The organism is Chryseobacterium angstadtii, from assembly GCF_001045465.1.
GTDB lineage: Bacteria > Bacteroidota > Bacteroidia > Flavobacteriales > Weeksellaceae > Chryseobacterium > Chryseobacterium angstadtii.
In genome coordinates this window covers 437,339-463,835 of record NZ_LFND01000001.1, presented here as the reverse complement: position 1 = coordinate 463,835, position 26,497 = coordinate 437,339, and the positions used below count along the sequence as shown (strand labels likewise).

Genomic DNA, 26,497 nt, shown 5'->3' with positions numbered 1-26,497 from the left:
AAAAGTATAAATGAACAATAAAGGATTCAACTGGTTTTTTCCAATTGCAATCATAGCTCTTTTGCTATTTTTCGGTTCCAATTTTTTAGGAGGCGACAGTGCAAAATCTATTGATGAGGATGCTTTCTTTAGAGAAATGCAGGCAGGAAAGGTCCAAAACGTTATCATATACAAAGACACAGAGAAAGCTGATGTATTCTTAACAAAAGCAGCAAAGACAGCGATGGTTAGCAAAACAGCCAACCAAAACAACCCGCTTTCTGCGTTCGATATGGCTCCAAAAGCAGATTTTTCTGTGAAATACGGAGACCTTCAGCTTTTCCTTCAGAAATTCGATCAGATCAAAGCGGCTAATGCCAATATCAAAACTACCAAAGATTACGGAGCAGGTAAAAACCCGTTCATGGATATCCTGGTTTCAGCATTGATATGGATTGCCATCTTAGGACTTTTCTATTTCCTTCTTTTCAGAAAGATGGGCGGTGGCGGAGGCCCTGGAGGACAGATCTTCTCTATCGGAAAATCAAAAGCTAAGCTTTTTGACGAAAAAGAAAGAATTCAGGTAACATTTAAAGATGTTGCAGGTCTGGAAGGTGCCAAAGAAGAAGTACAGGAAGTGGTAGATTTCCTTAAAAACTCTGAAAAATATACCAAACTGGGAGGTAAGATTCCTAAAGGGGTTCTTTTGGTAGGCCCTCCGGGAACAGGTAAAACCCTATTGGCAAAAGCTGTTGCAGGTGAAGCCAAAGTACCGTTCTTCTCACTTTCAGGTTCAGACTTTGTGGAAATGTTCGTTGGAGTAGGAGCTTCAAGAGTGAGAGACCTTTTTGCTCAGGCAAAAGCGAAATCTCCGGCTATTATTTTCATTGATGAGATTGATGCCATCGGACGTGCAAGAGGAAAGAATAATTTCTCAGGCGGAAACGATGAAAGAGAAAATACCCTGAACCAGCTTCTTACGGAAATGGATGGTTTCGGAACAGATGTGAACGTTATTGTAATGGCAGCGACCAACAGAGCGGATATCTTAGATAAAGCCCTTATGAGAGCCGGACGTTTCGACCGTTCAATCTATGTAGACCTTCCGGAATTACACGAAAGAAGAGATATTTTTGATGTTCATTTGAAGAAAATCAAACTGGATGACAATGTTGACCGAGATTTCCTTGCCAAACAAACTCCTGGTTTCAGCGGAGCAGATATTGCGAATGTATGTAACGAAGCCGCACTGATTGCAGCCAGAAACAGCCATACTTCCGTAACAAAACAGGATTTCCTTGATGCGGTAGACAGAATCATCGGAGGTCTTGAAAAGAAAAATATGGCCATCAAACCTTCTGAAAAGAGAAGAGTGGCTTACCACGAAGCAGGACATGCTACCATCTCATGGTTAGTAGAACACGCTTCTCCACTGTTGAAAGTAACAATTGTTCCTAGAGGACGTTCATTGGGAGCAGCATGGTATCTTCCGGAAGAAAGACAGCTTACAACCACCGAGCAAATGCTTGATGAAATGTGTGCTACTTTAGGAGGAAGAGCTGCAGAACAGGTGATTTTCAATAATATTTCAACCGGAGCACTTTCTGATCTTGAAACGGTAACGAAAAGAGCTCAGGCAATGGTAACCATCTATGGTTTGAGCCCGAATATCGGAAACATCTCTTACTATGACAGCTCAGGCCAGTCTGAATATTCTTTCGGGAAACCGTATTCTGAGGAAACGGCTACGAAAATTGATGCAGAGATCAAATCCATTATCGAAAATCAGTATGAAAGAGCAGTAAGAATTCTGGATGAAAATAAGGATAAACTGGATGCCCTTGCGAACAAACTTCTGGAAAAAGAAGTGATCTTCCGTGAAGATCTTGAAGATATTTTCGGAAAAAGAGCCTGGGATCCTGAACTGACAGAAAAGCCGGTTACGAATACCATTCCTAAAACTGATATTGAGGCGCCTCAAATGCCTGAAATTAAAGAGAAAGAACAGGAAAGTGAGATACAGGCTCCGGAGAGCCCAACACAACTTTAAAACTCTTTAAAATAGAATATATAAAACCTGACAGTCTTAGAATTGTCAGGTTTTTTCATATTTAAAGTCACATTTTTAGAATCTATTGTAATTATTTTCTATTTTTGTATAAAGTTGACTAAAAATAGATTAAGTTGAATTTATTCAAGAGGATTGTAAGCAAACTTACCAACCAGCCTGAGGAAGAGGAAAAACAGAGTCTGGAGAAGCTCGGGGATTCGCTGAAAAATGCGGATCTTGACTATAAGTTTGCGCAATTGTTTACGCATTCGGGGGGATTTTTTAATTATTGTGCAGATGAAGCGGAAGCTCTACAGACTTTGAATCAGATTGTCAAAATTGAAGGAATTAATAACGTTTTCTGCTGGGACAAAGAGCTTCAGAACTTTTTGAACGTCGTGAAAATGCCATACACTTCAGATATGGAACATTCCAACGATGCTGCCTTTATCACCTGCGAATATCTTATTGCCTACGACGGAAGAATCATGCTTTCGCACAATAATATCCTGCATTACCATTCTTCAAGACTTCCGGGTAAAATCATTATCATGGCCAATGTTTCACAGATTGTGAACAACCTTAATGACGCCATGGGAAAAATAAAAAGAAACGGTAATATCAAAAACCTGACTTCCATCAGTGGAGGCCAGTCAAGTTTAGATACTTCCTCCAATACAAATACAAAACTGTTTTTATTGCTGCTTGAAGATTAAGCATCAACTTATAAATTTTACATCTTGGACAAAAACCTTATTCAAAGAACCATTTCCGGACTTGTTTACGTTGCCGTTATCATTCTTTGCACAACGCCACTCGGCGCTCAGCTGATTAACAAGATCCATCCGGACCTTATCAGGCAGGAATATCTGTATCACGGACTGATCAGTCTTTTACTGCTGGTAGGTACGTGGGAATGCATCAAGATCATGAAATTCGGTAAAGGTTATGAAAAATGGATCGTACTTCCGTTGGTGATTTTCATTTACTACGTTTTTTCCAAAAGATATTTTAACCACGATTTCTTTTTCGATTTCAGACTGAACGAAATACTGGCGATTGCCCTTATCGTGATTGCGGTTGTGACTTTATTCAAATATCCCAATGAATTATATTACGACAGTGGAAAGCTGATTTTCACGGTCATTTATGTGGCACTTCCTTTCAGCTTTGCGCTTGGTCTGCCTAAATTTTCCAGTTTTGAAGGAACATTCTCTCTGGAGGTCCTTTTCCTGTTTATTCTGATTTGGAGCAGTGATACCTTTGCTTATCTTACCGGAAAATTTTTCGGAAAACATAAAATGGCCCCGAAAATCTCTCCAAAGAAAACCTGGGAAGGATATGCAGGAGGAGTGGTCTTAACCCTGGTTTTATCCTACTTTATTGAGCATAATCAGCCGGAACTTCGCGGGAACTGGATGGTGGTAGGTTTCCTGGTGGCTGCATTTGCTCCGCTTGGGGATCTTGTGGAAAGCCAGCTTAAAAGAAATTTCGGGGTAAAAGACAGTGGAAACATCATTCCGGGGCATGGAGGAGTGCTAGACAGACTGGATAGTTTTTTAATTTGCGTTCCTGTCGTATATTTGTACTTTATTTTAGAAAAATTTATTTAATCTCATGAAACTACATAAGGAGTCAAAAGGAACGATTACCGTAGCAACAATACTGTTTATCATCATCAGTGTGCTGGCTATCTATTTTCTTAAAATGTGGTCGTTACTGATCATTATGCCGATATTAATTATTTACAGTTTAGTATTCTGGTTTTTCAGAGTTCCTGAACGTAATATTCTGGAGCACATAGAAAATGTGATTGCACCGGTAGACGGAAAAGTGGTGATGATCAAGGAAGTGGAAGAAACAGAATTTCTGAAAGGAAAAGCCATTCAGGTTTCTATCTTTATGTCTCCACTGAATGTTCATATCTGCAGATATCCGGCTTCTGGAAAGGTGACCTACAAAAAATACCATCCGGGAAAATATCTTGTGGCATGGCATGAGAAGTCGTCTACAGAGAACGAAAGAACCACGGTAGCTGTAGAAACGGCTACGAATCACCAGGTCGTATTCAGACAGATTGCCGGATATGTGGCCAGAAGGATTGTTTTCTACTGTAATGAGGGCGATCAGGCAAAGGCCGGACATGAGTTCGGTTTTATTAAATTCGGCTCGAGAATGGACGTGTTCCTGCCTTTGGATACGGAGATCATCTGTAAGATCGGAGATATTACGAAAGGAGGGCTGGATGTGATTGCCAAACTGAAAAATTAAAAGCATACTATTACCATACAAAAGAAAGGAGAAATTAAGTTTTCTCCTTTTTTGTTTTGACTAACTTCCGAAAGACAGAAAAGAATCCATGTCAAGGTTTTAAACCTTGACATGGATAGTAAAAAGAACAGGAGCTACCAATCTTAGGTTGGACCGCATCATATTAACTTTCTTAACCCGAAATAAGTTTGAGAACAATTTCCGGGCTTCACTTCTAAAGCTCCTGAGTTTTTACACTCACGAGAGCTCTTGAGTAGGCTTTTTGTAGCACATATTAACCCGGGCCCGTATTTTTGTCTCTGACAGTTTGGAATATTGAGTGAGATTTTTCAGTGAATTCTGCTTAATGCATAACAGTTTTTAATTTGTTAGCCAATTGTGATGATCAGCATATCGTTTTTTTACGTATATATGCTCAAAATTATACGAAGTTATTAAGTCCCATTTAGCTTAAAAAAAACATACTTTTTCTCTATTTTCATTGAATATAAACGGCAACAGATTCAGATGTTCTGTAAATTCTCTGTTATGCTTTATTGAGCATTGATATGATTTGAAATTATTTAATTTGTACCGAAAGCAATCTGGGCACTATTAAAAAACATAAAAACAAATAAGATGATTTTTAAATTTTTCTTCAGAATAATCAGTGAAGAACCTGAAAATGTGGATGATGAATACGAGCGTAATTATCTGAATCTCATCAATAAATACCTGGTTTTTCTTTTTTTGTTGTTCTTGTTTTATTCTGTATTTATTGTGATTTTTTTTGGAGATGCCCTGATCTCTACATTTCTGACGATCATTACACTTTTCTGGTTTTTTTTAATGACCATCAAAGGTAAGACGAGCCATTACCGTAAAATTCTGAAGGGAGGTATTATTTTTGTTTTTATCCTGCTGATTTTTATAGTCAGTTTCTTTCATATTTATACGTTCAAAAATGCAGGGGTAGAGTATTTCTATTTTTCTCTCTTATTTGTTATTCCGTTCTTTTTCAGTTATAAAGAAGAGCCGCTACTGATTCTGGCCATTGCTTTTGTGATCAGTATAAATTTTATTGCCTGTCTGTATTTTGATTTCGATTTTCTTCCTAAAAGCAGGTTTTTTGAAGCTGGAGATTTCAAAACGGTTAAACTGCTTAATATTTTGTTTTCTGTTGCTTCGTTTGTGATGGATATTTCTTTTATTACCCAAAAAGATGACCTGATTTACGGGCTCATTGAAGATACAAGAATTAAAAATTCTACAATAGAAGATCTGCAAAAAACCAATACCGGGCTCCTGAAACAGCAGATGCTGATCAATCATCTTACGGAAGAAAATATCAGAGAAATTTATCAGCTTGCTGAAAGCAACTCACCATTTTTCTACGATAAATTTCAGGTGTTTTTTCCACATTTTATTCCTGAGATTTTGGCCATTAACCCCAATCTTATTCATTCGGAACTGTATTTCTGTGCACTGATGAAAATTGATTTTGATACGAAAAAAATTGCACAATGTACAAACAGCAGTATCCGGGCTGTGGAAAGTAAAAAATACAGGATCAGGAAAAAACTGAATATCCCTTCCGAAATGAATATCAACAGCTTTATTCTTAAAATATAGTTGGTTTATAAACTATAGCCTTTTCCTCTGTTTTTCAATTTGGGGTTTTAGATCTTTAAAAGAATTCTAAACGCACACCTGTTTTCTTCCTTTTCTGAGTGTTTATTTTTAAATCGTTGACTGATTGTGAGTTTTATTACTCACGCGTAGAATTGCGTAGACAGTTTTTATTTGAAGTGTCTTTTCGGATGATATTTTTGCGTGGACTAGAAAGTCAATTTAAAACATAACCAAACCTAATTATTTCGAAACGATGAAAACAAATTCTACAACAGCAAAAGTCAAGGCTTTGCTTCTTGCGATGCTTTTGGTTTTTGGACAGTTCTATTCACAAATTCAGAACGGTTCAGTAGGGATCAATACTTCTTCACCTAATGTAAATTCAGTGCTGGATGTGGTCTCCGGAAGCAACAATAAAGGGATACTTATTCCCAGGCTTACAGAAACCCAGAGAAATGCAATTGTGATTAACCGGCCGCAGGATGATGGTCTTACCATTTATAACATTACAGAAGACTGCCTTAATTACTGGAGTCTTGCCGATAATGAATGGAAAAGTGTCTGCGGGCAGTTGGGAAAAGCTGTTTTCACAGTCGATTGTTCCAACACCAAAGCTATGGGAACCTATGTGAAGGGAAGAGACCTGACTACTTCAAATTACCTGGATATTTCTGTTAATGTCACGAAAATAGGAAACTACACTATTTCGGGAACCACAATAAACGGATATAACTTTTACGGAACCGGAACATTTCTGAATACAGGTACACAGACTATTCAGGTTACCGGACAGGGTACTCCTCAGAATGTTCAGACTGATGATGTGTCGTTATCTGCTAACGGAAATGCTGTGACCTGTACACCTGCGGTCTCTGTCAATGTTCTGAGCCCAGCAGGAAGTTATACCATGAGTTGTGGTAGCGCTATAGCGAATGGTGTTTATAAAGTAGGGACAGCCCTTAATTCTTCTAATACCATTACATTACCCGTTAATGTTGCATCATTGGGAAGCTATACCATTACCACAAATACCGTAGATGGGATTTCATTCAGAGGTTCAGGTACATTTACATCGACAGGAAATCAAAATATAACTCTGAACGGTACCGGAACACCCTCTTCTACAGCGGTGAAGACCATTACCATTACCTCAGACAGTCAGGGCGGTGTTCCTACAACATGTAATGTGAATATCATTGTAGTGATTCCTAAAAAAACAGTGCTTCATATAGGTCTGGAAACCGCTTACGGATACAGCGCTTTTACAGGACCTTCCAGAAGTCTTATGGATTCTCCTACCAATTTCGGAACTACAGCGTCCAGTATTGTAAAATATGAAGGTTTTACCCATACCTCTCTTGGAAACTCACCGTCTTCCGCAGCGCTTCAGACCGCTCTGAACGCCAAACCGGATATTGTCATCATTGGATACAGCTATACACCGAATGCTACAGATGCAGGTTATCTCGCCTCTTATCTTAATAGGAAAGGAATTGTGATTGCGCTTACCGATGACACAGGAACGGCACAGAATTTATTCAGAGCTATTTTTTCAGATCCTACCATTTCGACAAGCAATGGATCAGGGGCAGGATCGGTATATGCACTTTCCAATACAGATGATCCTATATTGAATGGCCCTTTCGGTGATGTAAGAGGAAAGAACTGGGGCGAAGATGCTTCTACCACCATCAATATATCAGGCCTTACCAGCGGATTTATTCCTTACAGCTATGCACAACCGATTAACAGTACTACAGCAAGAACCGGCATTTCCGGACTGAGAAACAGCAGTCTGAACTTTGTATGGTTTGGGGATGGTGGTTTTTTAAGTAATGAAAATGCTAACGGAAATCCTTATTCAAGCAATACCATTGAACCTTTCGTTGCGCCGAGTTCAGGTGGATATTTCCCTGTTCAGAAAGCAACCTACGGATCTGCAGGAAACGGCTATTCGGCAGGTGGTATGCAGGTGCAAAACTCTATATTATTTGCCAATATGATTGCCTGGGCCGTTAAACAGGCGGAATTCAGCGGAATTAATACCCAGTAATGAAGAGAAATTCTTAAATGGGGCTTCGGCATGGTGAAACCATGCCGAAGCTTTTATTTTATATACTGTTTAACTTCTTTTGTAAGGCTTAAAATAGTTTCTACAGGTAAATCTTCTTCCATGTCGATAAGAAGTATTTTAAACTTTTTTCTGCCGTCCTGAATCAAAAGAGGATGATCAAGGCGGTCTCCATGATAAAAACTTACGTAATGCTGCTTGTATTTTTTGCTGTAGTAAAAATAGCACAGCATTTTCTTTTTGTACTTAAAGAAAGGAAGTCCGAAGCTTAGTGTTTCAGTAATATGTTCCGGATCAGATTCCAGAATCATCTTCCGTAAAAACAAAAGAGTACTTCTTTCAGGCTCATCGATTCTGTAGAAGTACTCTTGTATAGGATTCATTTAAATGAGGTTTAATTCAATAAACGATTAGTCAAAATTTTGAAGTTCCACCAGTTTGTGGTACATGCCTTTCTTGGAGATAAGATCGTGGTGTGTTCCCTGTTCTACAACGATTCCTTTTTCCATTACTACAATCCAGTCTGCTTTCTGAATGGTGGAAAGTCTGTGGGCAATGACCAGAGAAGTTCTGTTTTCCATCATTTTATCCAAAGCATCCTGAACAAATCTTTCAGATTCCGTATCCAGTGCTGAAGTAGCTTCGTCAAGGATCATTACCGGAGGGTTTTTCAATACTGCTCTGGCAATAGAAACCCTCTGTTTTTGGCCTCCTGAAAGTTTATTACCGTCGTCACCAATATTGGAGTTGTATCCTTCAGGAAGGTTGGAAATGAAAGAATCGGCGTTAGCGATTTTTGCCGCTTCCACAACTTCTTCTTTGGTGGCTTCAGGTTTACCCATCAGAATATTGTTGTACACAGAATCATTGAATAATACAGATTCCTGAGTTACCATTCCAAGAAGCTGGCGGTATTCTTTTAATTTTAAATGCTTGATGTTTACGCCGTCAATTAAAATTTCGCCTTCGTTCACATCATAAAATCTTGCCAGAAGGTTGGCTATTGTTGTTTTTCCGCTTCCACTTTGTCCTACAAGTGCAATTGTTTTTCCTTTCGGAATAATCAGCGAGAAATTTTTAAGGATTACGTTGTCTTTATCATAGTAGAATCCAATATTTTTGAATTCAATCTGGTTACTAAGGGTTGAGATAGAAACAGGTTCTGCAATTTCTTCTACTTTTAAATCATAATCAAGAACTTCAGCTACTCTTTCTAAACTGGCCATACCTCCCTGAATAGAAGAAATCGCGCTGGAAAGTTTTTTCGCCGGGTCCAGGATCTGGAAAAACATTCCGATGAAAACCAGGAACGCCTGAGGTTTCATCGTCTGCTCCTCTAAAATTTGTGTTCCCGCATACCATGTAATAATCAGGATGGTAATAGAACCCAGGAATTCGCTCATAGGAGAGGCTAACTCTCTTCTTCGGCTCATATCGATTGCGAAATTCTGCCAGTTGTTTGTAGTTTCGTTGAATCTGTTTTTAAGGATTTTATCTGCATTGAAGATCTTGATCACTTTTGAAGATTTTAATGTCTCGTCTACCAGTGAAAAAAGATTTCCAAGTTCAGCCTGAGCATAATGCGCCTGTTTCTTTAAACTTTTTCCAGTCCATGAAATCAACCAGCCCATAATAGGGAAAACAAGCAATGAGAAAAGGGTAAGCTGAGGAGAAAGTAAGAATAAAGCAATCAGTGAAGAAATAATCATGAACGGAGCATTGATAATATCCACCAATACACCCATAATTCCTCCTTCTACACCACCAATATCATTAGAAATTCTGGACATCATATCTCCCTTTCTCTGTTCTGTAAAGAATGAAACCGGAAGCTGAAGAAATTTATTGTACATCGCGGTACGAAGATCCCTGGTAATCCCTACACGGTAATTCACTAAAAGGAAAGACCCTATGTATCTGAAAATATTTCTTAATAAAAATGAAACTCCGGTAATGGCACAAAGAACGGCAAGCACATACACAGCACCATGCTGGTCTATCTGAATCTGCACAAAATAGTACGCTTTATCCTTTATATAATTAAAATAGTCACCGAAAGCACCGCTCCATACCGGTTCCTTTGCCTGTTTTTCAATAGTACCGAACATCAATCCTAAAATAGGAAGCATTGTTCCCACAGATAGAATATTCAGTAAGGAGTACAGAATATTGAAAAACATACTTCCGAAAAGGTATTTTTGATGGGGTTTCGCGAAATAAAGTATTCTTTGTAATGGTTTCATTCAATGAAAAATTGGATAGCAAAATTACGTAAAATTAAAGGAAAAGACGTTCTTAATCCTCTTTTACTTTAATTAATATGTTTCATCTGTACCTATTTTGTTACAAACGCTTGTTTAATTTTGGCTTTTCACAGAAATATAGGATATGAAAAAACCGCCATTTCAGCGGTTTCTGTTATTGTCGGTTAGAATTTTACCTTGTCATTATATTTCGGAGTAAAATTTTTAGGGCTCAGTTTGTCTAATGTTTTTCCAACGTTGTTGATGATGGTTGTTAAATTATCAAAATCCACTACGTTTACATCATCATTTTCATTGTGATAATGGGACGCTTTCGTCATATCAACTGTAGAAAATGAGTGAGCAATGATCTTCTTTTTTACAAAACTTACATTATCCGATCTGTAGAATAATTTTTGTGCGGCATAAGGATCCGGGTTTACTTTCAGGCCGTTGGCTGCATATTTATTAAAAAGTTCATCAAAATCCGAAAACTCATCTCCCGTCATAAACAAAGCATTTTTCCCGAACTGAGATTCTGTGGCCACCATTTCAAAATTGAAAAGGGCCGTCATATTATTGTATATTTTATCTAAATTGGAATCTGTAGAAATAGCTTTTGAGCCCAGCATTCCCTTTTCTTCACCGTTGAAAGCCATAAAGACCATCGAGAATTCAGGTTTTTTGTTTTTGAAATAATCGGCAATACCAGCCAGAGTGGTAATTCCGCTCGCATCATCATCTGCGCCGTTGTAAATATTGTCTCCCGTTTTATCACTTGTCCCGATATGATCGAAATGTCCCGAAAAGCCCAGGTATTTATCCGTTTTTCCTTTTTTGATACCACATACATTATAAGCGGTCTTTCCTTGATAATCAAACGGGATCAGATAAGAATTTCCGGTACAGTACTCGAGATTGTTTTCCTTAAAAAGCGTTGCAATATATTCTGCTGCCTTGTCGTTTTCCGGAGTTCCGATCTCGCGGCCTTTCATTTCATCCGAAGCCAGGGTTGAAAGGATTGTTTTTACTCTTTCTTTAGAGACATCCTGCGCAAACGTACTCAGTGAGAAGAACGACAGGGCAAGGTAGGTTAGTTTTTTCATGTATGATACAATTTATAAGATCAGTCGTATTCTTAACGGAAATGTTGCATGAAATGGTATAAAAATTAATCAGATAGAATATATTTTAACCATTAAGAAGGTTGAAGAGATTAATTATAACTAGCCTGAGTCCGGGATAAGATTGTTTATAAATATCCTTCCCGTTTATATTATTTTTAACGCGATATCCGCAAAGCTCTGCTCATTCTATTATTTTCCGTTCGCAAAAGGCACTCTGTTAAGCAGTGGCTGATTGTTGTTTTTGCTGAGTGAAACGCCCTTGCGAACATTTCTTTCAGGTTGAATTGAAAAATATTTTGTGACCGTAGGGTTTAAAATTATTTGAAATCAAATTTTATGGTGTCTTTAAAAACATTTTAAGTTTAACCACAAAAGAGACAAAAGCTATTTGCACAGCTGTTAGATATGATAAAAGTTCTCAAAAGAATAAAAATCAAAGATTTTTAAAGGCTTATTTGAACTTCTATGCGCAAAGTATTTAAACTTAAAAATCACTTTTAAAGTGTTTAAAATAAAACTTTTGTGGTTAAATAATAAACCATTAAGCTTTTTAAGCATTGAAGAATAATTAAGGTAAGCTTTGCTTTAAGTATTTCCTTGTAGCTTAAAAAAATCCATTGGATTTTATCTTAACTTTACTTACCATCTTCATTGATCTTAATGTTTAAAAATTATCTCGCAGGTCAAACAGATTACGCAGATTTTTAAAATACTTATATGAACTTTAATAACATCATATATTTTCATCTTTAAACTAAAACAATCAAAAAATTTTTGTGGCTTTTGTGATTTAATAAAAAGTTTAAACAGCTTTACCAAATAAAAAAAACAGCTCCTTTCGGAACTGTTCTCACTCAAAAAATCGTTGTAAGGCTATCGTAGTCGGTCTACAGATTTCACGAGCCTCTCATCTCTGCGGATCATTACGTTTGCAATAAGCAGACAGATCACCGCAATTAATGGGAAAATCGGCTCAATACCCTTCTCAGGAATCTGAATTCCTCCGGATAAGTTTAGTAACCAGTACGCCAATACGCCAATCAACAAAACGTTTATAATGATGCTGAACGTATTCAGCACAATTTGTCTTTTTCTGTTTTTAAAACTAAAAATACTCAATGCACCTGCCAAAACAAGGGCTATACATCCTATATCAATCACCGGAATATTGCCGAAAACGTCAACATCCTGACCTGTGATGAAAAGGAAAACTGCAGCCAAAACTGCCAAAAGAGTCCATATAGTCTGTATTCTCTGTAACATTGATTATTAAATACCTGGCAAAAATAACATAAATTTTGCACAATTCAAAAATTAGTGTAGATTTGCATTATACATATGTACTTGAAAACAAAAGTCACCGGACTTACTTTTCTTACTCACAATTAATTACATTTTTACATTAAGTATGTTTAACATAGAAACGTTAAGGTCAAAATCCGTAACGGAACTGACTAAAATCTTAAAAGATTTAGGCGTTAAAGTTGCTAGAAACAGCAATGATAATGATAAGATCTTTGCCGTTCTTGACTTTCAGGCTTCTAACCCTAAAGTTGCAAAAGATTATTTCAACGCCACAGAAACCAGTATGGATACTGAAGAAAAACCGGCAGAAAAACCTGTCAAAGCCCCTGTGAAAAAAGCGGCACCTAAAAGGCAACCTGCCAAACCAAAAACACAAGCAGCTGTAACAGAAGCGAAACCTCAGGTTGAAGAAAAAGTAGAAGAAAAAGTACCAGTCGCTGAAGAAACAAAACAGGCAGAACCCAAAGCAGAAACAGCTCCGGCTCCTGAAGAAAACAATTCAGCACAGACTAAGAAAAAAAGAAAAAGAGTAACGGCCAACACAGGCAATACAGAAACTCCACAGGAAAGAGCGGAAGCTCCTAAAAATGCAGAATCTCAGGAATCTGCTCCTTCAGAAGAAAAGCCTGCTGCTTCCCAACCTCAGGCCAGATCTCAACAAAAAGGTCACAACAACCCGCAAAACAGCGGAAACCAGCATAAGAACCCTAATCAGCATCAAAACCAAAACCAGGGTCAAAACCAAAATCCTAATCAACATCAGAATCCAAATCAAAATCAGCAAAGACAACACGCTGAAAGAAATGAGGAGCATCATTCTGAACACAGAAAAGAATTCAGTTTTGATGGAATGGTAAGTATTGAAGGTGTTCTGGAAATCCTTCCGGATAACTACGGATTCCTTCGTTCATCAGATTTCAGTTATATTTCTTCTCCTGATGACGTGTATGTTTCTACGGCACAGATAAGAAATTTCGGCCTTAAAACCGGAGATACCGTTAAAGGAATTGTAAGACTTCCGAAAGAAGGTGAAAAATATTTTTCTTTGCTGAAACCTACCGAAGTCAACGGACGTGACTTAGCGTTCATCAAAGACCGTGTAGCATTTGAATATTTAACGCCGCTTTTCCCTGAAGAGAAATTCAACCTTACAGGAAACGGATCCACTCTTTCAACCAGAATTGTAGATCTTTTTGCTCCTATCGGAAAAGGACAAAGAGCAATGATTGTAGCCCAGCCTAAAACGGGTAAAACAATGTTGCTTAAAGATATTGCGAACTCTATTGCAGCCAATCATCCTGAAGTATATATGATGGTCCTTCTGATCGACGAACGTCCTGAGGAAGTTACCGATATGGAAAGAAGTGTGAATGCAGAAGTTATTGCCTCTACATTTGATGAAGCAGCAGATAAGCACGTAAAAGTAGCAAACCTTGTTTTGGCAAAAGCCCAGAGAATGGTAGAATGCGGTCATGATGTAGTGATCCTGCTTGACTCTATCACGAGATTGGCAAGAGCTTACAACACGGTGACTCCTGCGTCAGGAAAAGTACTTTCCGGTGGGGTAGATGCCAATGCACTTCACAAGCCTAAACGATTTTTCGGGGCGGCCAGAAAAATTGAAGGGGGTGGTTCATTAACGATTATTGCTACAGCACTTATTGATACAGGTTCTAAAATGGACGAAGTAATCTTCGAAGAATTCAAAGGAACCGGTAACATGGAACTGCAGTTAGACAGAAAAATTGCCAACAGAAGAATATATCCGGCAATTGATCTTGTAGCTTCAAGTACCCGTAGAGATGATCTTCTTTTAGATGAAGTGACTTCTCAGAGAATGTGGATCTTCAGAAAATACCTTTCTGAAATGAATCCTGTAGAAGCAATGGAATTTGTAAATAAGAACATCAGAGGAACTTTAAATAATGAAGAATTCCTGATGTCTATGAATAAATAGATTAATTTAATTGTTGTTAAAAAAAGCACGGAGATCAGCGGATTTCCGTGCTTTTTTATTGAGGCTGGAGAGTAGGAGCGTAGTAGGCTTTGAGAGTAGGAGTGTGGGAGAGTTTAAAGAGGGAAGATTGTAAATTTTTTGTTCAGTTATCGTTCTTTCATCAATTTAAAGAAAGACTTTGAGATCTAATTTTGGACTGAGACAACATCCATCTTCCAACTTCGGGCTTCCCTCTTATAAAAATTAATTCATTCTAAATCAATATATCAATGTTAAAGATTTATTAAAGTAATCCCCAGTTTTTGATTATAGCTTAAATATTGGCTAAATTTGGATATAACATTAAAAATAAAAATTATGTCATTTGAATTACCTAAATTAGGATATGCATACGATGCATTGGAGCCTACTATCGATGCAAGAACAATGGAAATCCACCACACAAAACATCACCAGGCGTATATTGACAATTTAAATAAAGCAATCGAAGGAACTGAACTAGCAGGTAAGACTATTGAAGAAATCTGCCAGACAGGAACTGACAAACCAGCGGTAAGAAATAACGGAGGAGGACACTTCAACCACTCTTTATTCTGGGAAATTTTAACTCCGGGCGGAAGCAATGAGCCTGTAGGAAACGTAAAAGCTGCTATCGAAGCTTACGGAGGTCTTGAAAAATTTAAAAATGATTTTTCTGAGGCTGCTAAAACAAGATTCGGTTCAGGATGGGCTTGGTTGGTGAAAAATGCAGACGGATCTGTTTCCGTTTCTTCCACTCCAAACCAGGATAACCCATTAATGCCTGTTGCAGACGTAAAAGGAACTCCGGTTCTAGGATTAGACGTTTGGGAGCATGCTTATTATCTGAACTACCAAAACAGAAGACCTGATTATGTTTCAGCTTTCTTCAGCGTAGTAAACTGGGATAAAGTAGAGGAATTATTCAACAAATAATTTTCAGCTATTATAAAAATAAAAGGTTCAGAAGACATTCTGAACCTTTTTTATTGTTTTAAATGAACCTGAGTCCGGGTAAAGGAAATTAATATTTTACGAAACCAGACTGAGAGTTTAGTAGCCTTGTTAAGGCTCAAAACCTTGACAAGGGTAGTTTCTTCAAACAGCAAAATATCTATCTGGTCGCATCACTTCCCGTAAGCCCGTTCATTTTCAGTCCGTATTTCCATTTTACGTAGGCAAAGACCTGATACAGCTTGTACTCAAATTTAATTCCGTACTGCTCTCTCGGATCGTAGTCTATGCCGGACTCTATAATATTCCGGTATTTTCCTGAATTGTAGTAAGAATTCCATTCAGCAACCAGAAATGTATTTTTAGTTTTCAGATAAGATTCCGAATACTGACTTATCGGTCTTGCTACTGCATTTAAAAAGTAATCGAACTGAGTATCGATTACAGTGAGATCCCACTCGCCGTCGTCATTTTTAGAAGGCTTCATTTCAGACTTCTCTTCGTCTTTCTTTGGGCTGTCCTGGGAAAAGCAGCTGAAAGGAATAAACAGGAAGAGAAGTATGGTGATGATATTTTTCATAATAAAAGGATTATATAAAAAATAAGCACTCAAAATGAGTGCCTAAGTTGTTTTTTTATGGTTCTTTCTGAAGAATGACAAATGCCGGGAAGTGGTCACTGTATCCTCCTGTAAACTGATCTCCGTTCCAGGATCTGAATGGATAGCCCTTGTAGTTTCCTTCTTTATTCACCAAATAAGGCGGAGCAAAGATTTCTGCTTTGTATACAGAATATTCTTTAGTCACCTGATCAGAGATTAAATTTTTAGAAACAATAATCTGGTCGAATAGGTTAGGAGCATCCTGATAAGCCAGTGAAGCAATACCTTTCTTATATAAAGGATACATTAAATTCAGGTAAGGCGTAGTTTCACTTAAATCTTTAGGGCTTGCAACAGCTTTTAAATGATTTTTCAAACTTGAGCTTACAGGATCGTCGTTAAAGTCACCCATCGCAAAAAGTTTTGTAGAAGGATCTGCTGTTCTGATGCTGTCCATTTGCTGTTTCAGTAAAGCGGCAGCTGCATTTCTTTTAGGCAATGAAACGGCTTCACCTCCTCTTCTTGAAGGCCAGTGATTCATGAAGAAGGCTACTTTTTCGTTGTCCAGGAAACCGGTTACCACCAAAATATCTCTGGTATATTCTCTTTTTCCGTCATCTCCGTATACCTTTAGTTCCTTTTTTAAAGAGTTGGTTACGGTGAATCTTCTTTTCTGATAGATCAAAGCTACATCAATACCTCTGTAATCGTAAGAATTGTAGTGTACAATTCCATAGTAATATTTGGCAAGGGCAGGCTGCTTTACAAGATCTTCAATCACCTGTCTGTTTTCTACCTCGATAAGTCCTACCACGGCAGGAGCTGTTTTGGTATATTGTGCACCAAGCTCAGAGATTACCTTTGCTTCGTTGGCCAGCTTTGCTTTGTATATTTTGGTATTATAGTTTTTACCGCTTTTAGGCGTGAATTCTTCAGAACCGCTTTGGTATCTTACAGCCTTTTTACCTTTCAAAGCAGTGTCGCTCCAGGGTCCGTCATGTTTTTCGGCTTCTAAAAACTGGATGGAATCAATAGGGATGCTTCTGTGAAAAGCAGGATTGTGGATGTCTTTCGTACCATCAATATAGTCTGCAGAACGAATGGTATCCCAAAGGTTTTCTACATTCAAAAAACCAACAGCAGCCACCTTTCTCAGCTTCCCCTGTTGTGCAAAAGCCATTATTGAAAAAACAACAGCTATAAAACTCATAAATCTCTTCATCCTTCTAGAGTATTAAAATTAATTAAACGACAAATTTACCTTTTTTTAATTCAACCCATTTTAAATATTTGTAAATTTAAAACAATATCAAATACTTCTCTTATATAATGAATCATAAAAGGGTGCAATGTTAAGAAAAAATAATGTTAAAAAAGTTGATAATTCTAAATTTTGACTAAATTTGTGCCCCCAACTTTTAAAACGTTGAAAATTAAGAAGAAAAGTATTAAAAAAAATAATATACTCATGATTAAAAAACTATCATTAGTCTCTTTATTTACTTTACTGCCTGCTTCCTTTTATTTTGCGCAGACTACTGTGTTTGCGTATCTTAAAGATGCAGAAGGCAAGCCTATTGAAAAGGCGGAAGTAGATCTTAAAGGGAGTGAAAATGATGTAACGGCTGATAAAATTGGATATTTCCAGTTTGTAGACCTGCAGCCGGGCCATTATCAAATTATGATTACGAAACCAAACTTCGAAACCAAAATAATGGAGTTTGACGTAGCCGATGAGAAAAGAAAGGATCTGGGAATTATTACCCTGTATTCTAATCTTACTAGCGCAGATCAAGGTTTGGCGATTATAGACACAGATGACGACGACAGTAACAGCAGCGGACAGGCTTCCACAGTAGGTTTACTTCAGTCTTCAATGGATGTTTTCAGCAGAATTGCTGCGTTTGATTTAGGATTTTACTGGTTCCGCCCAAGAGGTATCGACGGAAGAACAGGCGAATCTATGCTGAACGGTGTTTCTATGGTGAAATCTGATAATGGTAATGTAGACTTCAGCAACTGGGGTGGGCTAAACGAGATTACAAGATATCCCGAAATAGCAGCCAACCACTCTCCGTCTGAATATGCTTTTGGTGGAAACAGCTCTGTGGTTTACAAAAACACCAAAGCAAGTGAGTATAGAAAAGGATTCCAGTTTACACAATCCTTAACTAACAGAAACTACAGAAACAGAACATCTTTGCGTTATACCTCAGGAATGAGCAAGAAAGGATGGGCGTTTACCGTAATGGGAGCCAGAAGATGGGCTGAAGAAGGAATCCAGGAAGGAACTTTCTATGATGCTTACGGAGCTTACATTGGGATAGAGAAAAAATTCAGCGACAGCCATACTCAACGCGATTGGTGCGCCATACAGAAGATCTACGGCCAGCCCGAATACTCAGGAGGTTTATGACTATAGAGGAGTGCATTACAACTCTTACTGGGGATGGCAGGATGGAGAAAAGAGAAGTGAAAGAGTTCGAAGAGGATTCCAGCCGCTTTTCCAGATCCAGGACTTCTGGAAGATCAATAAAAACTCCAGCCTTTGGACTACTGCATCTTACCAGTTCGGAAAAGATAAAGGTTCGCGTTTAGACTGGAATGGAGTTACCAACCCGTCTCCGACTTATTACAGAAACTTACCAAGTTATTCTCTTAACAGTATTATTTACAATACAACCAACGGGACAGGGATAACTGATCCGTCACAGTATGCAACGCTTATTGATGCTTATAATACAAGCCAGGCAGCATGGCAAAATGGAGACCCTAATGTGACACAGATCAATTGGGATCAGATTTATGCCAACAACCAAAAGAACGATGTTGTAGACCAGGCGGAAATGGGACGTTTATACGGATTAACCGGAAAACGTTCTAAAATATATCTGGTAGATGATGTAAGTGATGATAAGATCTTCAACGCAGGTACACACTATACTTACAATTTCAACGATAGAACGAAGTTCATTATGAACGTTTCTTATCAGAATTACAAGTCTGAGCTTTATCGTGAAATGAAGGATCTTTTAGGAGGCGATTATGCAATTGGTGTAGACCCGTTCAAAGAATCTGCTAAACCAGGTTCTTCCGGACTATACAATACTCTTGATCCTAACGTTCAGTTAAGAGAAGGAGACCGTATGACTTACAACTATATCCTGAGAAGACAGGAGGCTAAAGTAAATCCGGGTCTGAAATTCTCTACAGGTAATTTTGATGTATTTGTTTCTGCTATGGCAGGATATTCTACTTCAAACAGAGAAGGTCTTTTCAAGCATTATTTATATGAAAACTCTTACGGAAAAAGTAAAGATTACAATTTCTGGAACTTTGGTCTGAAAGGGCAGATCGTTTACCGTATCAACGGACGTAACTTCTTAGTCTACAACGGGGCAGTTTACAATCAGGCACCATTCCTGGAAGATTTATTTATCAATCCTAGAATTAATGCACTTGTTAATCCTAACATCAGAAGTACCGTATATACAGCGAATGATTTAAGTTATGTAGTGAATACTCCTTTCCTTAAATTAAGAGCATCAGGATTTATTGTAGATACACAGAATGAAACAAACGTACAGAGATTCTTTGCGGACGGAATTCAGCTGAGCAGTACCAATCCGGACGGATCTGTTTCTCAGGTACAGAGTGCATTCGTTACTCAGGTAATGTCCAATGTAGAGAAAAGAAATATGGGAGTTGAACTAGGGGTTGACCTTAAAGTTCTTCCTACTTTATCTTTACAGGGTCTTGCCAGCTTAGGACAGTATACCTACAGAAACAATCCTGAGGTATACCTGGTTTCTGATGCTTCTGGAAGCAGCGTGACTTCTTTCGGGAAAGCATATCTGAAAGATTACAAACAGGGTGGTACTCCTCAGAGAGCCTTCTCATTAGGTTTCAGATACAACAATCCGAAATATTGGTGGGTAGGAGCAAACTGGAATTATTTTGATAATAATTATCTGGATCCGGCTCCGGCTTTAAGAACGAATAACTTTATTCAGAACCCATATTCAAGTACACCTTACCTGGGTCTTACCGAAGGTGATGTACGTGATATGTTGAAACCGGTACAGCTTCCTTCTGCATTTTTCTTAAATGCCAACGCAGGAAAATCGTTCATGATTGGAAAGTATTATATATTATTAACGGCTTCTGTGAATAATATCTTAAACAACAAAAGATTCATAACGGGAGGTTTTGAACAGACAAGAGAAACGAAAGCTAAAGATTTTGCGGCAGACTATTACAGCTCTACACCTTCTTTCGGACCTAAATATTGGTATACTCAGGGACGTTCTTACTTTGTTAATTTACAATTCAGATTCTAATAAAAAATAAAGAAATAACAATGAATAATTTCACTAACTTTTTCAAAACGGCATTCGTGGCAGTAGGTGTACTGTCGGCATTGTCTTCTTGTGTAAAGAATGATGATTGGGAAAACCCACCAATCGCGTGTTCTAATAAATTCGCGGCGCCTACGATGTCAATGGCTGATTTTGCCGCTCAGGCTCCTGCTACCGGATATAAATTGATCACTACAGATCAGATCTTTGACGGATATATCGTTTCTTCTGATGCTCAGGGGAATTTCTACAAAACAATCTCTTTCCAGGATAAAACAGCTAACCCTACAGTTGGTCTACAGATCGAAGTAGATAAAGCGAGCAACTTTGCTGATTTTCCGGTAGGAGCACACATCAGAATTAATGCAAAAGGTCTTCGTTTAGGTCTTGACAGAGGTGCTATTAAGCTTGGTTCTGAAGATCCGAATTTTGCCATTGGTAGAATTCCTCAGGCTCTTGTTGGAAGATATGTTTCCGGAGTTTGTAACGGAAACGGCCTGGATATCCAGACGCTTGTTCCTACAAAACTTAATTCATTGAATGATGCAAAACAGGCTAATTTAATCAATACTTTGGTTACTGTATCCGACGTACAATTCAGCATCGGCGAAATTTTCCCGGTTCAGAAAAAATATCTTGATTATGATGCAGGAAACCAAGGTTTGGATACAGACAGAAATATTGAAGATAAATTAGGAGGAACAGCCGTAATCAGAAACTCAGGATTCTTTAAGAGTGGAGGAGAGCTTTTACCAAAAGGAAGCGGAACAGTTACCTTCGTAGTAAGCAGATACAATACAACATGGCAGATGCTGATCAGAAGTTTATCCGATATCAAATTCGATGGAACAAGAGTAGATTCAACGCCGCCTAAAGGAGGTACTGATATTACGTATTCAGGATCTTTCCTTGAAAACTTCGAAAGTTATTCTCTGACGCCGGCTAACCTTGAAGTATATCCTAAATATGTAAACGATGCGGTGTTAGGAAACAGATACTGGCAGTTAAAAACGTTCAGCAACAATAAATACATCCAATTGGGTGCGAATTCAGGTTCTGGAAACTATTTAACATATTTTGCCGTACCGGTTGACTTTACAGCAGCTAATACCGTGAAATTTGACGTTAACGTTGGATTCTGGAATGGTAATGCTTTAAAAGTATATTACACCACGAATTATACTCCGCTGGGAGATATTACAACGGCTACTAAAACAGATATTACCTCTGAGTTTACTATTCCTCAAGCCCCTGCTACCGGTTACGGGACATTGGCTCCTGCGGGAACTTATACTTTACCTGCTTCAGTAACGGGTAACGGATTTATCCTGTTTGAATATACGGGAGCATCTACAGGTGTTACTACTACTATTCAGTTAGATAATATTCAGGTTCAATAATCAATCTGATATTTTAAATACAGGCCGTCTTTTAGGAGACGGCCTTTTTTGTTTAGTTATGAATTTTATAATGATCAGGATATTTGAAGTTATTTGAATCCTGATATTTTTTATTTATCCTTGTCTTTTTTAGAATGAGTATATTAGAATATATAAAAGTTAAACTCATCCTGTATGAACGAAATAACCAAAACCTTGACCTGTCTGTTTGTACTTATCATACTTTTCTCCTGCGAAAAAAATGATTGTTTGAAGTACAGCCAGATACTTTCCAAAGAAGAGTGTAACATTATTGTAGATCTGGAACCTGCTAATTCAGTCTGGTTTGAGATTAAAGGACATGATCCTATAACGCAGGAGCCTAAAGTTTGCAAAACACACAACCGGTGGTGGAACTTATATGCCGATGAAATAGAGTTTGGAGATACGGTGGTAAAAAAGAGAGGCGAATTAACGTTTAATATTCACAAGAAAGATACCATAATAACGCATGAATGGGAGAAATGTAATGACATAGATACTACTCTTAGGAAAGGACCTTAATCGCTATTATTTTGGATCAGTTTCAAAACTTGGAGGGCAATCTTTTTTAAACATTTAAACATTTAGACATTAAGATCTTAAAAGATAGGGTGCTTAAAGAACTTAAAAAAAATCAATTTATTGATTTCTTCATTCATAGCAATAAGCATACTGCTTACATCCTTAATGTTTAAATTAAGAAATAAACTAAAGTTTATTGAGATTAAAGAAATTAAGGTCAATTTTAAACAGATTGTATTTATTCTGCTCCCCAAGCTTTGAGATTAATTCATTATTTTGGTAAAACAAAAGTGGCAAGAACACAAAAAAACCACCGCATAAGCAGTGGTTATATTTTAAAAATTATTCCGTTTTAAAAAGAAACTTCATTCACTTCTTTTCCTCGCTGGAAATTCATTACTTTCTGGTTTCCTTTGTAAGAAACACTCACAATGTTGAACTGTTTAGGAAAAGCGCTTAAAAGAATCGTATTTTTTACCTTCATGGTACTGATGTCCGACACACCGCCGGTTTCAAAATATACCCATACCGTTTCTCCGCTTACCTGACTTCCGGTGAATGTTATAGTTTTCGGAGAACCATTGATGTACACATCAAAATTATTATTCACATATTTTTTAACCTCTGCTTCAAATCCTGCTGTATTCGGATTGATTTTAATAGCATCAGAAATATGGTTGGTATTCATTTTTGTGGTAAACTTCAATGTTTTACTTCCATCTATATAATCAACTTTCGTCATTGAAGAGAAAAAGTCTACATACATAAAACTCATTAACACAAAAAATGTTAAAATTCCTGATATATATAAAAGTTTTTTCATCTTAATTAATAGATTTACAATCATACTTGCTAGTTATAAGTCACAAATAATATGCCAATTAAAAATTTACATTCACAGAATATTTATCGTAAAACGCCTTGATGTGGGCTACAGCCTCATCAGCGGTGTCTACCACCCTGTATAAGTCAAGATCATCTTCTGCGATCATCCCTTCTTTTAACAGTGTTGCTTTGAACCAGTCCAATAATCCGCTCCAAAATTCGCTTCCTACCAAAACTATCGGGAATTTACCGATTTTATTGGTCTGAATCAGTGTCATAGCTTCTGTAAGTTCATCCAGGGTACCAAAACCTCCCGGCATTACTACAAAGCCCTGAGAATATTTTACAAACATTACTTTTCTTACAAAAAAGTAATCGAAGTTCATAGAATAGGATTTGTTAATATACGGATTAAAATGTTGTTCGAACGGCAGATCGATATTTAACCCGATAGATCTTCCCTGAGCATTGAATGCCCCTTTGTTTCCTGCCTCCATGATTCCAGGGCCGCCTCCGGTGATAATTCCGAAGCCAAGCTTGGTGATCTTTTCTGCAATTTCTACAGCCATTTCGTAATATTTACTTTCAGGCTTCAGCCTTGCAGAACCGAATATTGACACACACGGACCTATTTTTGCCAGCTTTTCATAGCCGTCTACAAATTCGGCCATTACTTTGAAAACCATCCAGCTGTCTTTGGTAATGGTTTCGTCCCAGGTCTTCTGTCTGAGACTGTTGTGAAGCTTTGTTTCGTTGATATCTAAGGCCGGGTTTGTTAAACTTTCATCTTTGGTTCCATCCATTTCCATTGCAAAAATTATTTAAAATGTTTTTCGGCTTCTATTACAGATTCGGGTCTTCCCACATCTACCAGAATGCTGTCATGTACAAATCCGTGGATATGTTCCGTCTGCATCAGGTCCAGATATTCCTCCATAACAGAAAACTTGCCGGTTCTCTTTATTTTTTCAAAGATGACAGGGTTGATACAGTGAACGCCGCTGAAAGCAAGAGCTTTGAAGCCTTTATTGAACTCTGCCAGCCTCTGTTCTCCTGACTGTACATTCAGCCAGCCTCTTAAAACCATATCGTCATTAAAAAGAAGCTTTCTCGAACTGTCTCTGTCTGAAACTGCTAAAGTAGCAAAATCTTTTATATTTTTGTGGTACTCAACCAGAGCATCAATATTGATATTCGTTAAAATATCAGCGTTCATGATCAGAAAATCTTCCCCGTGATCGAGGAATTTTCTAGCAAAAATCAAGCCGCCACCGGTTTCCAGCAGTTCATTGGTCTCATCTGAGATTTCAATGTTGCATCCGAAATTACTGTTTTTATTTAAAAATTCAACAATCTGATTTCCAAAATGATGAATGTTGATCACAAAATCTTTTATTCCAAAGCCTTTAAGATAATTGATATTTCTTTCCAAAAGCGGGATGCCATTTACCTTAGCCAATGCTTTCGGATGATAATCTGTAAAGGGTTTGAGCCTTGTGCCTTTTCCGGCAGCAAAAATTAAAGCTTTCATATTTTATTATGGGTAATGAGTGATTTCAAGAGTTGATGAGCTGGTAAAATTATTACTTATTACTCATTACGGATTACTCACGTTCAGTTGCGGCTGCTCGTCATGATGAAGGGTTATTTCTGTTCCTTCAGGATATTTTTCTCTGATAAATTCGGCAATTTTGATGGCAGAATATACAGATCTGTGTTGTCCTCCTGTACATCCGAAACTGATCTGCAGGTTTTCAAATCCTCTTTCCAGATAGTTGTCGATATTGATGGATACAATAGATTTTACAAGTTCCAGAAACTTAGGCATCTCTGTTTTGGTTTCAAGATATTCCTGAACCCCGATGTCATTTCCCGTCTGGATTTTATATTCTTCAATTCTTCCGGGATTTAAAATTCCTCTGCAGTCGAAGGTAAAACCTCCGCCGTTTCCGGAATGATCCTTTGGAATTCCTCCTTTCTTATACGAAAAACTGTGTATGTCGATGTGTAGCATTCTTCTTTTTATTTTTTATTAAACCATTAAGGCTTTTTAAGTTTTTTATTGATATTTAGCCTTCAACTTCGTTCAGGCTGACATTTCTAATAGGATCCGAATATACTGTAACTCCCAAAAACAGAAGTTGAAAGTTAGTTATTCAAAATCTCATTAATTTTTAATTTCGATTCTTCCGAAGAAAGTTTTTCTATTACTTTTTTTAGTTCAGGATAATCTTTCATCTGTTCCCAGGACGCTGCAAATTGGCTAATATTCTGAATTCCCTTTTCCAGGCTTGCCATAAAATGCTGCTTTCTTTGGATCAGCCCTCTGAAGCCGTAAGCACCAAGCACCTGAAGGAATCTCATCATTTGAATTGGTTTTACCGAATCTTTTAGTTGAGATTTAATATTTTCATTATCAAATTGTTCGATGTAGTAGTTGAGCATTTTATTTTTAAAATCTTCCGGAAATTCAGCTTTGGCCTGGAAAAGAAAAGAGATTACATCGTACATCAAAGGTCCTTTCATGGCCGACTGATAATCGATGAACGAAACTTTACTTTCATCATCAACTATAATATTCCGGGCCTGAAAATCGCGAATCATGATTCCTTTCGGTTCAAGCTTTTCTATAAGAGAAACAATCTGTTTAAATTCTTTCAGAAGAGAAGATTTGTGGTATCCGATTTCCAGAACATCGGCTACGAAATTTTTAAAATAATACAAATCATGGGTCACAGGAAGTTCATCATAGTTTTCGTATTCGAATGTTTTTGTAAAATCTATTTTCCCCTGAGTACTGATCTGAAGCTTGAAAAGCTTTTCTAAAGTTTGTTGTACCAAAGCTTTTACATGGGAGGAAAGACCTTCCCGGGCAATGATCTCAGAAAGAGTCTGGCTTCCAAGAAATTCCTGTACATAAACCTTTCTGTCGTCTGAAACTGCAAAAATACGGGGTGTATTGAGATCCAGTTCAGAAAAGATATTGGAGTAATAAAGGAAGCTTTCGTTTTCCGGAATGTTTTCATTGCTGGTGATAATGTATTTCCCGGAATTGGTTTCTGCCAGAAAATTGACCCTTGCAGAACCGCTTTGAGCCAGCGTAACAAACTTGGAAGAAGTTTCGCCCAGATAATTTTCAAAAAATCGTTTTGCGTTTTCGGAAGTCATCATATGGAAACAAATA

The 26,497-nt window shown here is 37.6% G+C and carries 23 protein-coding genes; 12 read left to right on the top strand and 11 right to left on the bottom strand.

Annotated features, from left to right (window positions below):
- The first annotated feature begins 10 nt into the window (after positions 1-10).
- From ftsH to ACM46_RS01995, 6 genes are all read left to right on the top strand, one after another.
- Positions 11-2,029 (top strand): ATP-dependent zinc metalloprotease FtsH, encoded by a 2,019-nt coding sequence (gene ftsH, locus ACM46_RS02020; RefSeq protein WP_048504943.1) that lies wholly within the window; start codon positions 11-13, stop codon positions 2,027-2,029.
- A gap of 134 nt (positions 2,030-2,163) precedes the next feature.
- The gene (locus tag ACM46_RS02015) at positions 2,164-2,745 is read left to right on the top strand and encodes an LUD domain-containing protein (protein WP_048504942.1); all 582 of its coding nucleotides are present in this window, start codon (positions 2,164-2,166) and stop codon (positions 2,743-2,745) included.
- A gap of 24 nt (positions 2,746-2,769) precedes the next feature.
- Entirely contained in the window at positions 2,770-3,642 is an 873-nt protein-coding gene (locus ACM46_RS02010) for a phosphatidate cytidylyltransferase (protein ID WP_048504941.1), read from the top strand.
- 4 nt (positions 3,643-3,646) lie between these two features.
- Positions 3,647-4,300: a phosphatidylserine decarboxylase family protein gene (locus ACM46_RS02005; RefSeq protein ID WP_048504940.1), complete on the top strand. Its 654-nt coding sequence runs from the start codon at positions 3,647-3,649 to the stop codon at positions 4,298-4,300.
- A 618-nt stretch (positions 4,301-4,918) separates the two neighbouring features.
- Positions 4,919-5,911, top strand: a complete 993-nt coding sequence (locus ACM46_RS02000) for a helix-turn-helix transcriptional regulator (protein WP_048504939.1) — start codon at positions 4,919-4,921, stop codon at positions 5,909-5,911.
- A 253-nt stretch (positions 5,912-6,164) separates the two neighbouring features.
- Entirely contained in the window at positions 6,165-7,964 is a 1,800-nt protein-coding gene (locus tag ACM46_RS01995) for an autotransporter outer membrane beta-barrel domain-containing protein (protein ID WP_048504938.1), read from the top strand.
- Positions 7,965-8,017: 53 nt separating this feature from the next.
- On the opposite strand, the gene ACM46_RS01990 is transcribed toward ACM46_RS01995, so the two are convergent.
- The 4 genes from ACM46_RS01990 to ACM46_RS01975 all read right to left on the bottom strand — a co-directional run bounded on the left by ACM46_RS01990 (position 8,018) and on the right by ACM46_RS01975 (position 12,615).
- Positions 8,018-8,365, bottom strand: a complete 348-nt coding sequence (locus tag ACM46_RS01990; protein WP_048504937.1) for a DUF1801 domain-containing protein — start codon at positions 8,363-8,365, stop codon at positions 8,018-8,020.
- Between the two features lie 27 nt (positions 8,366-8,392).
- On the bottom strand, positions 8,393-10,225 hold the full coding sequence (locus tag ACM46_RS01985; RefSeq protein ID WP_048504936.1) for an ABC transporter ATP-binding protein: 1,833 nt from the start codon (positions 10,223-10,225) through the stop codon (positions 8,393-8,395).
- Positions 10,226-10,410: 185 nt separating this feature from the next.
- Entirely contained in the window at positions 10,411-11,331 is a 921-nt protein-coding gene (locus ACM46_RS01980; RefSeq protein ID WP_048504935.1) for a M28 family peptidase, read from the bottom strand.
- An 894-nt stretch (positions 11,332-12,225) separates the two neighbouring features.
- Positions 12,226-12,615 carry a DUF4293 family protein gene (locus ACM46_RS01975; RefSeq protein WP_048504934.1) on the bottom strand — a complete coding sequence of 130 codons (390 nt, stop codon included), beginning with the start codon at positions 12,613-12,615 and terminating at the stop codon, positions 12,226-12,228.
- 145 nt (positions 12,616-12,760) lie between these two features.
- Here ACM46_RS01975 and rho point away from each other — a divergent pair, with 145 nt between their 5' ends.
- Both rho and ACM46_RS01965 read left to right on the top strand, forming a co-directional pair.
- Positions 12,761-14,614: a transcription termination factor Rho gene (rho, locus tag ACM46_RS01970; protein ID WP_048504933.1), complete on the top strand. Its 1,854-nt coding sequence runs from the start codon at positions 12,761-12,763 to the stop codon at positions 14,612-14,614.
- Between the two features lie 357 nt (positions 14,615-14,971).
- On the top strand, positions 14,972-15,568 hold the full coding sequence (locus tag ACM46_RS01965; protein ID WP_048504932.1) for a superoxide dismutase: 597 nt from the start codon (positions 14,972-14,974) through the stop codon (positions 15,566-15,568).
- Between the two features lie 178 nt (positions 15,569-15,746).
- Here ACM46_RS01965 and ACM46_RS01960 read toward each other — a convergent pair whose 3' ends face one another.
- Together ACM46_RS01960 and ACM46_RS01955 are read right to left on the bottom strand one after the other, a co-directional pair.
- Entirely contained in the window at positions 15,747-16,166 is a 420-nt protein-coding gene (locus tag ACM46_RS01960) for a DUF6146 family protein (protein ID WP_048504931.1), read from the bottom strand.
- 55 nt (positions 16,167-16,221) lie between these two features.
- The gene (locus ACM46_RS01955) at positions 16,222-17,409 is read right to left on the bottom strand and encodes an endonuclease/exonuclease/phosphatase family protein (protein ID WP_048504930.1); all 1,188 of its coding nucleotides are present in this window, start codon (positions 17,407-17,409) and stop codon (positions 16,222-16,224) included.
- Between the two features lie 246 nt (positions 17,410-17,655).
- Here ACM46_RS01955 and ACM46_RS23850 point away from each other — a divergent pair, with 246 nt between their 5' ends.
- The 4 genes from ACM46_RS23850 (at position 17,656) to ACM46_RS01940 (ending at position 22,488) form a co-directional block, all read left to right on the top strand.
- Entirely contained in the window at positions 17,656-18,603 is a 948-nt protein-coding gene (locus tag ACM46_RS23850) for a carboxypeptidase-like regulatory domain-containing protein (protein WP_420911825.1), read from the top strand.
- A 10-nt stretch (positions 18,604-18,613) separates the two neighbouring features.
- Positions 18,614-20,527, top strand: a complete 1,914-nt coding sequence (locus ACM46_RS01950) for a TonB-dependent receptor (protein WP_420911824.1) — start codon at positions 18,614-18,616, stop codon at positions 20,525-20,527.
- A gap of 20 nt (positions 20,528-20,547) precedes the next feature.
- Positions 20,548-21,945, top strand: a complete 1,398-nt coding sequence (locus ACM46_RS01945; protein WP_048504929.1) for a M949_1556 family lipoprotein — start codon at positions 20,548-20,550, stop codon at positions 21,943-21,945.
- 174 nt (positions 21,946-22,119) lie between these two features.
- Complete coding sequence (locus tag ACM46_RS01940; RefSeq protein WP_048504928.1) at positions 22,120-22,488, top strand: hypothetical protein; 369 nt, start codon at positions 22,120-22,122, stop codon at positions 22,486-22,488.
- Positions 22,489-22,840: 352 nt separating this feature from the next.
- On the opposite strand, the gene ACM46_RS01935 is transcribed toward ACM46_RS01940, so the two are convergent.
- The 5 genes from ACM46_RS01935 to ACM46_RS01915 all read right to left on the bottom strand — a co-directional run bounded on the left by ACM46_RS01935 (position 22,841) and on the right by ACM46_RS01915 (position 26,481).
- On the bottom strand, positions 22,841-23,311 hold the full coding sequence (locus ACM46_RS01935; RefSeq protein WP_241485952.1) for a DUF6702 family protein: 471 nt from the start codon (positions 23,309-23,311) through the stop codon (positions 22,841-22,843).
- 58 nt (positions 23,312-23,369) lie between these two features.
- On the bottom strand, positions 23,370-24,122 hold the full coding sequence (locus ACM46_RS01930) for an LOG family protein (protein WP_117614416.1): 753 nt from the start codon (positions 24,120-24,122) through the stop codon (positions 23,370-23,372).
- Positions 24,123-24,130: 8 nt separating this feature from the next.
- Positions 24,131-24,844, bottom strand: coding sequence for a nucleotidyltransferase family protein (locus ACM46_RS01925; protein ID WP_048504926.1), 714 nt, complete (start codon positions 24,842-24,844; stop codon positions 24,131-24,133).
- A gap of 66 nt (positions 24,845-24,910) precedes the next feature.
- Entirely contained in the window at positions 24,911-25,327 is a 417-nt protein-coding gene (locus ACM46_RS01920; RefSeq protein ID WP_083997313.1) for a RapZ C-terminal domain-containing protein, read from the bottom strand.
- Positions 25,328-25,461: 134 nt separating this feature from the next.
- Positions 25,462-26,481 carry an aminoglycoside phosphotransferase family protein gene (locus ACM46_RS01915; RefSeq protein ID WP_048504924.1) on the bottom strand — a complete coding sequence of 340 codons (1,020 nt, stop codon included), beginning with the start codon at positions 26,479-26,481 and terminating at the stop codon, positions 25,462-25,464.
- Between the last annotated feature and the right edge of the window lie 16 nt (positions 26,482-26,497).